Raw genomic sequence first — 14794 nt, 5'->3', positions numbered from 1 at the left:
CATCACCATCAATACCATTGACGTCGCAATGACGGATCTCCAATACTCCGGTAAGCCCTTGATTGCCCCGGTGCCGCCCATGGGCTGGAACAGCTGGAATTGTTTCCGCTGCCATGACATCAGCGAACAAAAGCTAATTGAGGTTGCCGATGCGCTGGTTGCCAGTGGCATGCAGGCGGCAGGCTTTGACACCTTTGTCATCGACGATTGCTGGCAGGCCCACACCCGTGGCGCCGACGGACGTCTGCGTTCTCACCCGACCCGGTTCCCATCCGGCATGGCTGCCCTGGGGCAGGAATTGAAGGCCCGCGGATTCAAGTTCGGCCTCTACGCCTCACCTGGACGCAAGACCTGTGCCATGATCTACGACCGCTACCCGGGCCGGGACCTAGGCTCCTTCAACCGGGAAGAGCTGGACGCCCAGACTTTCGCGGGCTGGGGCGTGGACTTTCTCAAGTATGACTGGTGCGAAGCCGATGAGGACGGCACCGGACTGCGCTACCCTGACGCGTTTGAACGGATGGCTCTGGCATTGGAAGGCACGGGCCGGAAGATTATCTATTCGATCTCTGAATACGGTCGCACCGAACCGTGGACCTGGGCCGGGGATTATGGGCACATGTGGCGCACCACGGTAGACATCGAGCGGAACTGGGCCTCCATCATGTCAATCGCAGACACCCAGGCACTGATCACCGAGTTCGCCGGCCCCCACCACTGGAATGACCCGGACATGCTTCAGGCTGGTAACCCTGGCCTGAACAAGGTAGAGGAGGAAACCCACTTTGCTCTGTGGTGCTACCTCGCCGCGCCCCTGATGGCCGGTCATGACCCCCGCACCATGAGCGATGGGGTCCGGGAGCTACTCACGAACCCGCACCTGCTGGGAATCGACCAGGATCCCCTTGGCAAGGCCGCAAGCCGGACCCAGCCAGTGCAGGACGTAGACGTGTGGGCTCGCCCGCTCAGCGACGGCGAGGCCTGGCTGGTGGTGAACAAGACCGAGAACACCATCCACCTCACCCATCAGGACGGAGAACTGCGCTTGGGCCAGGTCACCATCAGCCCCATCGCAGCCGGTGCACAAGTGCTGCCGCTGCGCAGCGGCAGCCCTGCACCTCTCACAGAAGGAACTCTGTGGGATATTCCCCCTCACGGATGCCTGGCAGTCAGCCACCGGGACTAAGCCAAACGCGGCCAAGAAAAATGCACGACCGGAAATGCCGCTTTGTCTGCGGGGCCCAGGCTCCCGGGCCAGGCGGCATTTTCGCGCATAAGTAATGTTGCTCCCATCTAACTGATCCGCCAGACGGTGGAGACGAACTTACCCTTCGTTCGGCACCCGCCGGCGTTGCCCGTGCCGCAGGCTAGATCTTGTCTACCGGAACAAACGCGCTGAACGATCCAGAAGTTGCAGATCGCCTCGGCCTGGCCGCCGCGAGCCAACACGAGCGACTTGCTTTCTGTCAGTTTTGTTCAGTGGTCTTGGGCACCGTTGACGATCGGGAGTTGTGGCGGGATGCGGCCGCTAACATTCACCTCTGCCCGGCCTGGGTCGAGTCGTTCCCAAGGGCCGTTGCCGTTCCACACAGGGTGGGATACCTCTGGCGTGTTTTCCCAATCGTTCCAGTCGTTGACTCGGTGACTACCCGGTGAGGACTGCCAAAAGGTGGTCCCTGCCGGTAACGAGGCAATCGCAATCCATGACATCAGTGATTCTGGGACGCCATAGGGAGTGTCCATGAGGTTGTTCCCATGGAGAGTTGCCTTACCTGTCCGGAGCGTAACGGGGGTGAGCAGAGTTGAAATATCGGACCACCCCACGAACAAGGATGGTTCGGCGAGAGCGAGCGCATCGAAATCAAGATGGGGAATGACGTCGATGGCGCTCTCCCTCCCCATGGCGGAACAACGGCTTTGACCATGGGGTCCAAAAATATCCGCATCAGCTCTTGGGCCTGTTGCTCCACCGGGGCACGGATGTGAGTGGCGCCGTCCAGGCAATCAGCGACTTGGACTACGAACCCACGATCACGCAGTTGTTGGACCGCAAAGTCGAGGCGTCCCTGAAGTTTTTTACTGATTCCAATCGACCCCGCCGTCACTCCAACGATGTCTGCTGGCCTAAGTAACCGAAGGCATCGAATCTCCAACAACTCTACTCGCACGCGCTAAGAGCAGCCTGGGACGACCGGCTTGAGGAAGGTGAGACGACACCGGGAGCGACAGAGAACTTGCACGGGCTCGAGTCGGCAGACACGATGAGAGGTCAAGGCTCAGCTGTCGCCAAGGAACGGCGTCGGCAGGTGCTGTTTGGGACCGAGCCTGCCAGCGGCAGCCCCCTGTGGGCTGCGCGCCATGTCACGGGCCAGAACCTGAGAAATCTGCTGCAAAGTGCCGGGCAGCAGCCCACCCAACGCCCGTGCTGCATATCTGTGCACACGGGACGCCCGGAGCGCCCTGATGAAATCCATGTTCCCCGTGATTAGTGGAGGCGTCTGGGCACCCGCAATACCGAGCAGGTAGTCGGGGCTGACAGCGAAGTGTTCCGACAGCGCCGTCAGCAGCCGAGGGTTTGTAACGACGCGCCCGGTTGCGTCCTTCATATAAAACCATCGGGCCCTGGAAAGGTGCACCCCACGGGCAGTGCACGCCGCCGCAATCTCGTTGAAGGTCACGAGGCTGCCCTTTTGCACGATGCTGGCATCGAGCAGCAGCTGAAGTTTGCGGGACAGCACCAGCTGTTGCGAGGGCTGCTCGGTGCCGAAGAGTTCGCTTGAGCCGGGGTTCATGGGTTCTTCCTGCCCTTTTATTGAGTGGGAGCCTCAGTGCGGCTTGGACCACCAGAGTTCGAGCTGGATGTTATCCGGGTCGCGGAAGACCAGTGCGGCACCGTTGGCCGTGTCCTCGGCGGGGGAGTGAACCACGTCCAGAGCAGCCAGCTGCTTCTGCCAGGCATCCAAGTCGGAGCGTTCGGTGACGCTGAAACCCACATGATCCAGGCCCACGCTCCTGTCGTCGAAACGGCCCACGGGGACCTCACTGTGCTGGTTCAGCCCGATGATCAGCCCCGTGGCCTGGTGCACCAGCACAATCATGATCCGGTTGCCCAAGTCCACCCGCCGCAGCCGTTTCAAACCGAGAACCTTGACGTACCAGTCCGCGCTGGCTTCTGCATCGCTGACGGAAAAATCAATGTGCGACGGCATACCGAATGTTGGCATGTCGGCCTCCTCAGTAGGATCGGACGATCTTGCTCCGAGCCTATCCCTGAGGTTGCCCGGCTGCGATGGTCGGTCTAGAATTGAATCACAGCGGTGCATCTTGATTCAGGATGAGCTTCCATCGATTCCATTCACCAACACCAGAGGGAATAAGGTGCAAGGCAATGCGCACGAGTGACCGAATCCGGCACTATCGTGAGAAGGCCGGATTGACGCAGCGGGGACTTGAAAGTCTGACTGAAATATCGCAGTCCACAATCAACCGGATTGAATCCGGGCGGCGTCCGGTGAAGCCCTACGAGCTGACGGCTATTGCAGAGGCTCTTGGCTGCCCCGAATCAAGCCTGGTTGAACATCATGAAGTTCGCGACCGCATCCAGTGGACGGCCCGGACAAACTCCACCGCAGTGCCTGATCCCAGCACCGCGAAGGACTTCCTTTTCTATTTGCTTGAAATGGACACCTATCTGAGGGGCGTCCTGCAACCGATTGAGTCCTCTTGAGGGGCCACGACCATGGACAATGAAGCGGTTGCTGCCCATGCGGCAGACAGATTTCGCGAGAAGTATGAACTGGGTGACGCGCCAATTAGCGATCTCAACGACTTGCTTGAGAGCTATGTGGGCATCGATGTGGCCATCGTTCCCATGGAACCGGGGATGGACGGAATGGTTGTGCACGATCCCCACACAGGCCAGCGCATCATTTCAGCGGCCTGCAGCCAATCTCCTGAACGGCAGCGGGCCACACTGGCGCACGAACTGGGGCACATTGAACTCGGAGACTACGCAGACGGCGGATTGATTCAGTGCCAGGTAAGAACTCCTCAAGACACTCGCGCCGACGCCTTTGCCCGACACTTGCTGGTCCCCGCCAAAGGCCTCGAGGCCTACCTTGAAGGTCAAGCATTAGCCAAGGGCCAGCTGACAGAAGCTGACATATCCAAAGCCGTAAGATACTTCGCTGTCTCACCTGCACTGCTGCTCATCCAATTGGAAAGGGGTGGATGGCTTGCCAGCGGACAAAAGGAAGCTTGGCGCAGCCTGAGCGTGCCCGGACTGGCCGCCCGCTTTGGGTGGTCCGACGAGCACCGGGCATCCCGGGTGAAATCGGCAACGCAGCAACCACCCATGCGCATAGTTGCCGAAGCCGTCAGAGCCTACGAGAACAACCTTGTGGGCCTTGAAGCCATCGCAACCATTCGAAACATGGACGTGGCAACGTTGCGGGACGAGTTCGAATCCAACGGCATCCGGCCCAAACAAGTGAATCCGCGGCCAAGGAGATTCGGGAGAAACAAGTGATGCTCCCTGGCGCGGCGGGTACGGAACATCATCAGAGCGAGTTGATCGTCCTTGACGCCGGGCCGGTCTTAAACTTCATGGGCAGGAAGGACACCACCAACCTCTACCTGAACTGTCTGAAGAACATGACCGGGAAAATTCTCATGTGGGCACCGTCAGTGACTTCACAACTCACTGGGACTGGCTGAAACGCAATGCGCCACGCGGCATGAGCCTGACCGGTAAGCATCGTGGTGAGATGGTGCTGGTTGCCCATGCTCGACTGCTTCTTGCCCAGGGCAGAGATGTTGTAGCCATGATCGACGACCAGGACGCCATCAAGCTTGCCGAAAAAGCAGGCATCGACACATTTACCACCGTCGAGTTCTTTCAGGAATGCGTCCAACGGAACTTCATCACGACCAAAGCTAGAGTTGAAGCAACTTTATGGGTTCGTATGCACCCAGGACGACGGACTGCTGCCGTTTGCCCGAACAGAGCTGGTACACGAATTCACTTCACCATCTGGTTAGCCCTGGGCCCTCCCAGCTCGCACCGGGTCCACCAATGTCACACCCTTCCGATACGGTTAATCCATGAACCTCACCGTGGCGCAACTCTCCGAATCCGAGCTTCTGGCCCGCATCTTCCCGCGCCTGCACGCCGGCACCACCACCCTGCTGGGCCCTGGGGATGACGCCGCCATCATCGCCGCCCCGGACGGACGCACCGTCATCTCCATCGACACCCAGGTCCAGGACAAGGACTTCCGCCTCCTCTGGCCCAACGGCAGCACCTCCTCCGGGTTCGACGTCGGCTGGAAGGCCGCCGCCCAAAACCTCTCCGACATCAACGCCATGGGCGCCATTGCCACCGCCATGGTGGTCAGCCTCACCCTGCCAAGTACGACGCCGGTGGGCTGGGTTGAGGACTTCGCCAACGGCCTCAGCGCCGCCATAGTTGCGCTCGGGGCACCCCAGTGTTCGGTAGCTGGTGGGGACTTATCCGGAGGCAGCGAACTGGTGATCACCGTGGCTGTGACGGGCTCCCTTAATGGGCTGGATCCGGTCCTGCGCAGTGGCGCCCAGGTAGGTGACCAGGTGGCCGTGTGTGGAAACATGGGCTTCTCAGCCGCCGGCTGGGCCCTGTGCGAGAGTTCAATTCCCCCGTCCGCGCACACACCCGCCATGGCACAAGCCGCTGCGCTCTTCGCGCGTCCGGTCCCGCCCCTGGCTGCAGGGCCCGTGGCCGCCAAAGCCGGGGCCACCGCCATGATGGACATCTCTGACGGACTGCTGCGTGACGCCGGACGGATCGCGGCCGCGAGCAAGGTCCGCCTCGACTTTGATTCCTCCATGCTGGCGGCCCAGGCAGAAAAACTGATGGAAACCGCCGTCGAACTTAAGGAAAATCCGCTGCAGTGGGTGCTGACCGGCGGGGAAGACCACAGCCTTTTATCCACATTCCCGGCCAGTCAGATCCTCCCGGAAGGCTTCGTTAGGATAGGCTCAGTAGTGTCTGTGGACGCCGCAAAAAGTGCTGTGACCGTGGACGGACAGAATTTTGAAGGCGCCGAAGCAGGCGCCCTGGGATGGGATCATTTTGCAGTCTAAGATCACCGCAACTGCACCCGTAGTCCGCCGCTGGCTGGCCATGGCCGAGCAAACATTGGCCAATCACAGTGACAGGCTCAACGCCATCAACATCTACCCGGTGGCGGATGCGGACACGGGCACCAACTTGTACCTGACGGTCCGTGCAGCCGCTCAGGGACTGGCGGAGCTGGAACCATCTGACGTGGGCACCACCATGGCTGCCGCCGGACGGGCCGCCATGGAACAAGCCAGGGGCAATTCTGGAACGCTCTTCGCCGTCTCGCTGGCAGCCATGGCGGAACCTCTTTTTGATGCGCAGCGCCTCAACGGTCCGCTTCTGGCCTCCGCCTTGCACCGCGCTCAATTGAGGGCTTGGAGCGCGTTGAGTGAGCCCATGCCGGGTACCATTCTTTCGGTGTTGGAAGCGGCTGCCCGGGGTGCGGCCTCTGTGGGATCCGCCATGAACGGCGATGAATCCAACCTAACGTTGGCGCACACCATTGAGAGTGCTGTTAGTGCTGCCCGCCAAGCCGTGGTGCTCACTGAATCCCAGCTGGTTGTGCTCAGCGAGGCTCGAGTAGTGGATGCTGGCGGTGTGGGGTTGCTGTTGATTCTTGACTGCCTGCGATCGGTGATTGTGGGCGAACCCTTGCAAGAAGACTTACTGGACGGGCTTTCCGGCTACAAAGTACAGGATCCCAACATTGCTCTTTCCATGCCGGCGCAGGAGGGTGTTGAAGTCATGTGCACCATCTCCTTGACACCGCTGGCCGCGGCCGGGTTGCGCTTGGAACTTGATGGCATGGGTGATTCCGTCATCATGAGTGCTGTTTCTGAACAGGCTGATCCCACGGGAGCCTACCCGTGGCGGTTGCATGTCCACGTGCCCTCGGCGCCCATGGCGCTGGAAGCCATCCGAGCTGTGGGTGATCCAAGCAATGTGAGTATTTCAGCGTTATCCGCCACGGCTGCCGAGGACTCCCATGAGCTTCTCTGACCTCAGCTCAGCTTTCCCCAACCCGGCTCAAGGCTATACGGATTTAGGCCTTGAACTCTCCAGACTGATCGGCACGCCCTCGGCTAAGTCGGTAGCCAAGAATCTGGAGATTCTCACAGTCGGGCAGATGCTGCACCAATTCCCGCGCCGGTACCTTGCCCGCGGGGACTTGACCGATCTGGACCTCCTACAGATCGGCGAGGAGGTCACCATCTTGGCCCGCGTGGTAGCCCTCACCACGCGGTATATGCAGACGCGCAAGGGCACCATCAGCGATGTTGTCATCACGGATAACTCCGGACGCCCGGCCTCCTTGGTCATTAGCTTTTTCAACGGTTTCAAAGCCAAAAAAGAATTACAACCCGGTGTGCTGGCCATGTTCTCCGGAAAAGTGGGGTTCTATGGCGGAAAACAGGTCCTGACCAACCCCGGTTATGTTCTTTTACCGGATGATGAATTGGCAGAGCATGAGGCGGAGCTGCACTCCGCCAAACCCGTGCCCGTCTACCCCGCCACGGCAAAGTTTCCCAGTTGGAAAACCGAAGACATCATCAAAGCGATCCTGCCGGCCCTTGACCTTGAAAAAGTTCCAGACCCCGTACCCAAGCACATTGCCGCCCGCGAGCAGCTTTTGCCCTTGGCGGAGGCCTACGAACAAATACACCGGCCTGCCGATATGGAGATGTGGCCTCTGGCCCGCCATCGTTTTCGCTTTCAGGAGGCCTTGGCCTTGCAAACGGCCCTGGCTCAGCGGCGTCTTGAAGCCATGCGTCAGGACGCCACCGGACGCGCTGCCGTCCAGGGCGGCTTGCTGGACGCCTTCGACGCGCAACTTCCGTACACCCTGACCGGCGGTCAGGTGGAGATCGGGTCATTGATCTCCCAGGAAATTGCGGCCGGACACCCCATGCACCGGTTGTTACAAGGAGAAGTGGGCTCTGGCAAGACACTGATTGCGTTGCGTGCCATGCTGCAGGTGGTGGACGCAGGTGGGCAGGCGGCCTTTTTGGCTCCCACCGAAGTGCTGGCCGCCCAACATATGAACTCCATTACGGCGCTCTTGGGGCCCTTCGGTGCGGGGACCCTGCTGGGAGGGCCGAACGCCACACAAGTTACCTTGCTGACGGGATCCATGCCTGCCGCCGCCAAGAAGAAGGCCTTGCTGGCGGCTGCAACCGGTGAAGCAGGCATTGTTATTGGCACGCATGCGCTTTTATCTGACACGGTACAATTTGCTGATCTGGGCCTGATTGTGGTTGATGAGCAGCACCGTTTCGGTGTGGAGCAGCGTGACGCGCTGCGGGCCAAGGCGCTCAAACCTCCGCACCTGCTGGTCATGACGGCCACGCCCATTCCGCGCACCGTTGCCATGACAGTGTTTGGGGATCTTGAAGTCTCCGAATTGACCGAGTTGCCGGCCGGGCGAACACCCATTCTCACGCATGTGGCACCCTTGGCCGAGCACCCGGGCTGGGAGGCCCGGGTGTGGCAGCGTGCCCGTGAAGAGATCGACGCCGGCCGGCAAGTCTATGTGGTGTGCCCCAAGATCGGGGATGAAGACTCGGCTGGGACGTTGCTGGAGTCAGTGGAGAACAACGCATCCGACACCCGCCCCATGGCTGGGGTACTGGGCGTCTTACAATATTTGCGGACAGTTCCCGCGTTGGCCGGCCAGCGCATTGAAATGTTGCATGGGCGCCTGGACAGTGGTGAGAAACAAGACACCATGGCGGCTTTCACCTCGGGAGAGATCAACGTTTTGGTGGCCACCACGGTGATTGAGGTGGGGGTTGATGTGCGCAATGCAACGCTCATGGTCATCTTGGATGCGGACCGCTTTGGCATGTCTCAACTGCACCAGCTCCGGGGGAGGGTGGGGCGCGGTGAGCACGCCGGCACGGCCCTGTTAGTGACGGGGCTTGAGCATGATCATCCAAGTCGCAAACGGCTGGAGGCAGTGGCCGCCACGATTGATGGTTTTGTGCTGGCCCAGCAAGATTTGCAGATGCGCCGCGAAGGCGACATTCTGGGAGCCAGACAATCCGGGGGAGTCAGCGGGCTGCGGATACTGAGCGTGGTGCGGGACGAGGACTTGATTGGGCGGGCTAGAGAAGATGCCACTGCCATTGTCACCGCGGACCCGGAGCTGGAATTCCACCCTGCACTGAAACTGGAAATTGAAATGTATTTGACGCAAAAAAGTGAGGCTTTCCTTGAACGTGGTTAGAAATACTGGCGCAGTGCGGGCCCTGGCATGAGCCGGATCGTTGCCGGAGCCGCCGGTGGCAGCCCACTGGTCTCAGTACCAGGAGAAGGAACACGGCCCACCACGGACCGGGTCAAGGAAGCCTTGTTTTCGCGGCTGGAATCCATGAACATGCTCGCTGGCACCCGGGTCTTGGATCTGTACGCCGGGTCTGGATCGCTCGGGGTGGAAAGTGCCAGCCGTGGGGCGGCATCTGTTGAACTCATCGAGTTCAATGACAAGGCCGCAGCCGTGTGCCAGCGCAATGCTGAACTGGTTAATAAGGTCATAGGCTCCAAGATTGTCAAAGTTCAACGCGCCAAGGTGGAATTGTTCCTTGACCGGGGCGTTGAAGCCGGTGCGGATCCGTGGGGCCTTGTCTTCATGGACCCGCCCTATCCGCTGACCGAGACGGAGCTGTCCCTGGTACTGGAGTTGCTGGCACCACGTCTGAGTCCTTTCGCCGTGGTGGTGGTGGAGCGTTCGGCGAGGACACCTGAACCTGCCTGGCCAGCTGGCCTGGAGCGCTTCGCTGAGAAAAAGTATGGCGAAACACGGCTTTGGTTCGCCGAACCCGCCGCTGCTGGAGACTGAAAGCCTGCTGCCGGCTGGAAGGGAACATTAGAAATGTGTGAGCTTTGACATGGGGCTCTTTTGTGCTGAAAAATGTCTTCCGGCCCGGACGCTCGGGGCGGCCTGCTGACGGCGTGTTGCCCGTGTTCAAGCGGAAGTGCCCTCCCGGCGGTGGCAGGCAGCAGCCAGATTCGCTGCTCGCGCTAGGGCGTGGGAGGAACCGGCGAATGCGCTCAATTATGAGAGAAACCGCCCAATTTGGTGTTCTGGTGAATTTGTTAGCCGATGCAGGTGGGCAATCATGAAGACATGACCACTACGCACAACACAGCAAAAAAATACTCCATGAGCACACTTGCTGGAGCTTCCCTTCTCCTGCTGGGGCTCTCTCTTGCCGGCTGCTCCACGAGCACCCCGGAAGCAACCACAGAGACCTCAAACAGCGCTTCCTCCACCCAAGGTGGCGCTGAGGCGGCCGTTGACGTTCAAACTCCCGTCTCCACCGCGACCACCCCGTCCGCCACGGCCAGCGAGAAGGCCAGCGAGAAGGCTGGAGCGCAAGGACGCACAGTCACCATGCATGTTGAGGGCGCCAAGAGCGATGCCCTGGTCAAGGCTCTTGTAGTCACCGACGATGGGAAGGAAAGCGGTGGTGAGATGACCAGCCAAAAGCTGCCATTCGATCAGGAAGTAACCCTGCCTGCCGGTGCCGCTTTCACCAAGGTTCTAGTCCTTGGCAAGTATGCTTCCGGTGCCACCGGCGAAATTTCGTGCTCCATCAGCATCGATGGTGTCAACGTCTCCAGCCAGAGCTCCACCAACCACAAGCCGGCCGAGTGCTTGTTTGTTGAGAAGAACACCAAGTAACACTGATGTGGCCGCAGCGCGTTAAGCCAGAGTTGTAATGCAACACTGAGATAATGGAGCACTGAGACAATGGAGCACAGAAGGACTCCCGCCCGGAACAGCTAAGAGATATGAGGTGAGCATGACAGATCCCCTTGCAGCTGATGTTGAGCCGGAAATTGTTAGGTACGGGGACGCTGGCCCGCAATTCGTGGAACTTTGGGCGCCACCGGTTGAAACGCCCAAGGGATACGCCATCCTGATTCACGGCGGTTATTGGCGCTCATTATGGGACACCACGCTCATGCTTCCCCTGGCCTACGATCTACTGGCTCGCGGCTGGGCTGTGGCGAACCTCGAATATCGAAGTGTAGGCAATGGCGGTGGCTGGCCAGTAACACTCCAGGACGTCCACGCTGGCATCCAGTGCGCCAAGGATGAACGCCCTCAGTGGTGCGCCGCGGGTGCGGTGGTCAGCATAGGCCATTCGGCGGGCGGTCAACTGGCGCTTCTTGCCGCTCACCTTGTAGATGCCGTGGTGGCGCTGGCGCCAGTGACTGACGTGCGGCGCGTCGACGCCGAAGAGTTGGATGACAATGCCGCGCTCGGCTTCATGGGCGCTCACTATGCTGACATGCCGGACGCGTACGGCTTGGCCTCACCGATCAGCCAGCTGCCTCTTGAACGGCCCATCCTCGTGGTACACGGGGATGTTGATGTGTGGGTCCCGGAAGGTCACTCGGAAGACTTTGTCCAAGCGGCTGTGGCCGCTGGCGATGATATAGATTTCCAGAAGATTCCAGGTCTGGATCATAGGGCTGCCATAGACCCGGCTGCGGCGCATTGGGATGACACTGTGCGGTGGATGGAACAGACGAAGGACTTGCTGGCCAAGGCATGAGAATTGCTGATCCGTTGGAATAGTCCAATGCCCTGCCCGCCCGGCCAATCGGAGGGGAGGCACTCTTCTGGCAATCCCGGGTCGAGATAAGGGATCTTGCGCCACAGGTCAATCATGGTGACATAGGTGGCAAACGCCTCAGCATCGGCGCCCACCTCCTCTGTAGCGACGTGTTCGTGGAACTTGATAAAGTCTCGGTGCAGGGTTGCAACCGCGTCCAAGTCCCACCATGTGGCAACTACCTCGCGTAGATTTCCGGTTACCTGCGGGCGCGAGGTGGTGAATACTACCGCCCGCTCGCCCAGATCCAAAGATTCGAGGATCTCTTGGATTTCCTGACGAAGATACTCCGGAGCTATCCACAGGCCTGGGGAGACCATCCCGCACCCAATCCAATGCAATTGCCGGCGCAATTGATGCCGGCGTTCGCGTTCGGACTCTGGGAGGGAAAAGGAGAGCAGGCACCACGGGTCCTGTGCATCCATGGAGCGGGGGTTATGGATGCGCCTGTCGCCTCGCTCCAGCATGCGTGCCGCGCGTGAATCCACCTCATACCCAGCCACCCCGCTCCGTTCGGCGGCAACTACCACGCCCTTTTTTCGCAGGCGTGTTAAGGCAGTCCGGGTCAGGGTTGCTGGAATCTGCAGCGCGTTCATCAACTCAAGGATGGACGTGGTTGACATCCATCCCCCTGCGTCCCTGAGGTACAAGCCGATGACTGTGCGCAAGAGGGAAGCGGTGCTTCCCGGCCTTGAATCCATGTCATCGAGGACCGCCGTCACGTCAGTGATACCAAGACTTCCCTGATTGCTTGGATCCCGGCCTGAACCTCGGCAAAACTGGTACTGAGCGGGGAGAGGCCAATGCGTAATCCGTGCGGTGGGCGGAAGTCTGGAATCACTCCCTGCTCCCACAGGCGGGCTGTGACTTCGCCGAAGAGCGGATGGTTCACGCTCACATGAGATCCGCGGCGGTCAGGGTCTCGAGGACTGGCAATTTCGGCACCGAGGGGCACCAACAGTTCCTCGGCCAAGGCCAGTGCATGCTCGGTCAGTGCTATTGATTTCTCGCGTATGGCATCCATGCCGACCTCGGCAATGAGCTCGGTCATGTCCTTGAGCGGCTGCATGGCCAGGATGGGGGGCGTGCCGGTAATGAACCGTCGCACAGTGGCAGCAGGCTCAAAGTTGGCTGACATCCCGAAGGGATCTGCCGCACCCATCCAGCCCCAGATAGGCTGCCGCAGCGAGGAGAGCAGCGAGCTGTTGACGTAGGCCAGCGCGGGTGCGCCGGGGCCGCCGTTGAGGTACTTATAGGTGCAACCCACGGCAAGGTCCACTCCCCATGCGTCAAGTTCCAAGGGGACAGCGCCAATGGAATGGCTAATATCCCACATCATCAACCCGCCAGCGGCTTTGACCATGCTGGTGATAGTTGGAGCATCGGCCAGGAAACCCGAACGGTAGGCAACATGGCTGAGCAGCACCACGGCAGTGCGCGGCCCAATGACGGCGCCAACATCCTCGGCAGTGACACCGGTCAGGGGATCTGGATCGATCCAAACAATCTCCGCGTCACGTTCGGCGGCGATCCCTTCAACTATGAATCGGTCGGTAGGGAAGTTATCGCGATCAATGACGATCTGATTCCGGCCCGGCTGCCCATCCAGCCCTGCGCGCAACAGCTTATAGAGCAATACGGATGTTGAATCCCCTATAAAACTCTGTCCGGGTGCTGCGCCCAGAACAACCTCGCCCAGCCGGTCGCCCACAGCGGTGGGCTCATCCATCCACTTCTCACCCCAGGATCTAATGAGAGAAGTGCCCCACTCTCCCTGGACAAAAGCAGCAAGATTACCGGCCGTGACACGCAGCGGCCGGCCCAGTGAATTTCCGTCCAGGTAGGCAATGACAGAGCCACCTTCGGGCTCAACAAAGTAATCGCGGTAAGGTGCCAGCCTGTCCTTGGCATCTAGCTGTGCGCTGGTGGGAGGGGAAAGTTCCGGGCTCTTGATCATCGGGTGTCCTAGGGGAGGAGGGGAATCAGTGCAAAGAGGAATGGAAGTCAGAAGTGGAGAAAGTGTGATGAGGAAACTGTGACGCTATTTGCCGATTTCTGTGCGAACCGCGAAGAGTTCGGGGAAAAACGTCAGGTCCAGGGCGCGCTTGAGGAAATCCACTCCGGAGGACCCGCCGGTGCCGGGCTTGAAGCCAATGGTCCGTTTGACCACGCTCATGTGGCGGAATCGCCAGGCTTGGAAGTTGTCCTCAAGGTCCACCAAGTCCTCACAAGCTTGGTAGAAACTCCACTGCGTAGTGTCCGACTCATAGATTTGTTTGAATACGGGCACCAGCGCTTCCTGAAATACCCATGCTTCGCTGACGTCTCGTTGAAGAATGTGCTCCGGGATGGCGTAGCCGCTACGAGCCAGTGCGTGCAGGAAGGCGTCGTAGACGGTGGGTTCCGCCAGGACGGTGGAGAGGAGTTTGTGGGCCTCCGGATCAGACTCAAAGACCTTGAGCATGCCGCGGTGTTTATTGCCCAAGATGAACTCCACTGCCCGGTACTGGAAGGACTGGAAGCCGGAGGATGAGCCCAGCGAACCGCGGAATTGTGCGTACTCACGGGGAGTGAGGGTGGCCAGAACCGACCACTGCTCGGTGAGTGTCTTCTGGATATGTTTGACCCGGGCCAGACACTTCAGGGCTTTGCCGATCTCGTTATTGTCCATCAAACGCCGGCACTCAATGAGTTCGTGCAGGACAAGCTTGAGCCACAGTTCGCTGGTCTGGTGCTGGATGATGAACAGCAACTCATCGTGGTGTTCCGGGGAGCTCACAGGGTGCTGGGCCGAGAGCAGGGCATCCAGATCAAGGTAGCTACCGTAAGACATGGTGGCGTTGAAGTCCGTGCGGATAGTGCCTTCTATCTCGCGGACGCCTTCGGGGGTCTGTGCGTGGGGGCAGCTCATCTAAAGACTGTATCACTATGATGACGAGCGTCAAGAAGCTGAAATAGTGAATCGGAATGTGGGTGGTGAGGTGTTTTGAGAAGAATGGTGAGGCCCCGGCCAGCACTGGCATAAATACGATGGGCGGCACACTGCCAGCGCCAAGGAATGGCGAGTATT

The 14794-nt window shown here is 59.8% G+C and carries 15 protein-coding genes and 1 pseudogene; 9 read left to right on the top strand and 7 right to left on the bottom strand.

The genetic code is table 11. The annotated features are described in order from the left end of the window. The first annotated feature begins 28 nt into the window (after positions 1 to 28). Positions 29 to 1186 (top strand): glycoside hydrolase family 27 protein, encoded by a 1158-nt coding sequence (locus ABIB48_RS13180; protein ID WP_315913186.1) that lies wholly within the window; start codon positions 29 to 31, stop codon positions 1184 to 1186. A gap of 290 nt (positions 1187 to 1476) precedes the next feature. Here the strand turns inward: ABIB48_RS13180 and ABIB48_RS13175 are convergent. The 3 genes and pseudogenes from ABIB48_RS13175 to ABIB48_RS13165 form a co-directional block, all read right to left on the bottom strand. Then, a pseudogene (locus tag ABIB48_RS13175) lies at positions 1477 to 2105 on the bottom strand (LD-carboxypeptidase). Between the two features lie 171 nt (positions 2106 to 2276). After that, on the bottom strand, positions 2277 to 2792 hold the full coding sequence (locus ABIB48_RS13170; protein WP_110107463.1) for a hypothetical protein: 516 nt from the start codon (positions 2790 to 2792) through the stop codon (positions 2277 to 2279). 33 nt (positions 2793 to 2825) lie between these two features. Continuing rightward, positions 2826 to 3224 (bottom strand): VOC family protein, encoded by a 399-nt coding sequence (locus ABIB48_RS13165; protein WP_354213270.1) that lies wholly within the window; start codon positions 3222 to 3224, stop codon positions 2826 to 2828. A 164-nt stretch (positions 3225 to 3388) separates the two neighbouring features. Between ABIB48_RS13165 and ABIB48_RS13160 the strand changes: the two genes are divergently transcribed. Beyond that, positions 3389 to 3727: a helix-turn-helix domain-containing protein gene (locus ABIB48_RS13160; RefSeq protein WP_354213269.1), complete on the top strand. Its 339-nt coding sequence runs from the start codon at positions 3389 to 3391 to the stop codon at positions 3725 to 3727. A 12-nt stretch (positions 3728 to 3739) separates the two neighbouring features. Then, positions 3740 to 4528, top strand: a complete 789-nt coding sequence (locus ABIB48_RS13155) for an ImmA/IrrE family metallo-endopeptidase (protein WP_354213268.1) — start codon at positions 3740 to 3742, stop codon at positions 4526 to 4528. A gap of 103 nt (positions 4529 to 4631) precedes the next feature. On the opposite strand, the gene ABIB48_RS13150 is transcribed toward ABIB48_RS13155, so the two are convergent. Continuing rightward, on the bottom strand, positions 4632 to 4913 hold the full coding sequence (locus ABIB48_RS13150) for a hypothetical protein (RefSeq protein WP_354213267.1): 282 nt from the start codon (positions 4911 to 4913) through the stop codon (positions 4632 to 4634). Positions 4914 to 5103: 190 nt separating this feature from the next. Here ABIB48_RS13150 and ABIB48_RS13145 point away from each other — a divergent pair, with 190 nt between their 5' ends. From ABIB48_RS13145 to ABIB48_RS13120, 6 genes are all read left to right on the top strand, one after another. Continuing rightward, positions 5104 to 6120, top strand: a complete 1017-nt coding sequence (locus tag ABIB48_RS13145; RefSeq protein ID WP_354213266.1) for a thiamine-phosphate kinase — start codon at positions 5104 to 5106, stop codon at positions 6118 to 6120. Positions 6121 to 6160: 40 nt separating this feature from the next. After that, the gene (locus tag ABIB48_RS13140; protein ID WP_354213298.1) at positions 6161 to 7099 is read left to right on the top strand and encodes a DAK2 domain-containing protein; all 939 of its coding nucleotides are present in this window, start codon (positions 6161 to 6163) and stop codon (positions 7097 to 7099) included. After that, positions 7086 to 9326: an ATP-dependent DNA helicase RecG gene (locus tag ABIB48_RS13135; protein WP_354213265.1), complete on the top strand. Its 2241-nt coding sequence runs from the start codon at positions 7086 to 7088 to the stop codon at positions 9324 to 9326. The genes ABIB48_RS13140 and ABIB48_RS13135 overlap by 14 nt, the downstream gene beginning before the upstream one ends. Before the next feature lie 27 nt (positions 9327 to 9353). Continuing rightward, positions 9354 to 9938, top strand: coding sequence for a 16S rRNA (guanine(966)-N(2))-methyltransferase RsmD (rsmD, locus tag ABIB48_RS13130; protein WP_315913194.1), 585 nt, complete (start codon positions 9354 to 9356; stop codon positions 9936 to 9938). A gap of 324 nt (positions 9939 to 10262) precedes the next feature. After that, positions 10263 to 10784: a hypothetical protein gene (locus ABIB48_RS13125; RefSeq protein ID WP_354213264.1), complete on the top strand. Its 522-nt coding sequence runs from the start codon at positions 10263 to 10265 to the stop codon at positions 10782 to 10784. A gap of 121 nt (positions 10785 to 10905) precedes the next feature. Further along, positions 10906 to 11664 (top strand): alpha/beta hydrolase family protein, encoded by a 759-nt coding sequence (locus tag ABIB48_RS13120; RefSeq protein WP_354213263.1) that lies wholly within the window; start codon positions 10906 to 10908, stop codon positions 11662 to 11664. Here the strand turns inward: ABIB48_RS13120 and ABIB48_RS13115 are convergent. From ABIB48_RS13115 to kynA, 3 genes are all read right to left on the bottom strand, one after another. Beyond that, positions 11574 to 12425, bottom strand: coding sequence for a PaaX family transcriptional regulator (locus ABIB48_RS13115; RefSeq protein WP_354213297.1), 852 nt, complete (start codon positions 12423 to 12425; stop codon positions 11574 to 11576). The genes ABIB48_RS13120 and ABIB48_RS13115 overlap by 91 nt on opposite strands. Positions 12426 to 12442: 17 nt before the next feature. Beyond that, positions 12443 to 13681 carry a kynureninase gene (locus tag ABIB48_RS13110; RefSeq protein WP_354213261.1) on the bottom strand — a complete coding sequence of 413 codons (1239 nt, stop codon included), beginning with the start codon at positions 13679 to 13681 and terminating at the stop codon, positions 12443 to 12445. A gap of 84 nt (positions 13682 to 13765) precedes the next feature. Further along, positions 13766 to 14635: a tryptophan 2,3-dioxygenase gene (gene kynA, locus ABIB48_RS13105; protein ID WP_110107482.1), complete on the bottom strand. Its 870-nt coding sequence runs from the start codon at positions 14633 to 14635 to the stop codon at positions 13766 to 13768. Positions 14636 to 14794 lie beyond the last annotated feature (159 nt).

This window comes from Arthrobacter sp. UYCu511 (assembly GCF_040547105.1).
Lineage (GTDB): Bacteria > Actinomycetota > Actinomycetes > Actinomycetales > Micrococcaceae > Specibacter > Specibacter psychrochitiniphilus.
The sequence above is the reverse complement of the archived record's forward strand: the minus strand, read 5'-3'. Positions and strand labels throughout refer to the sequence as shown.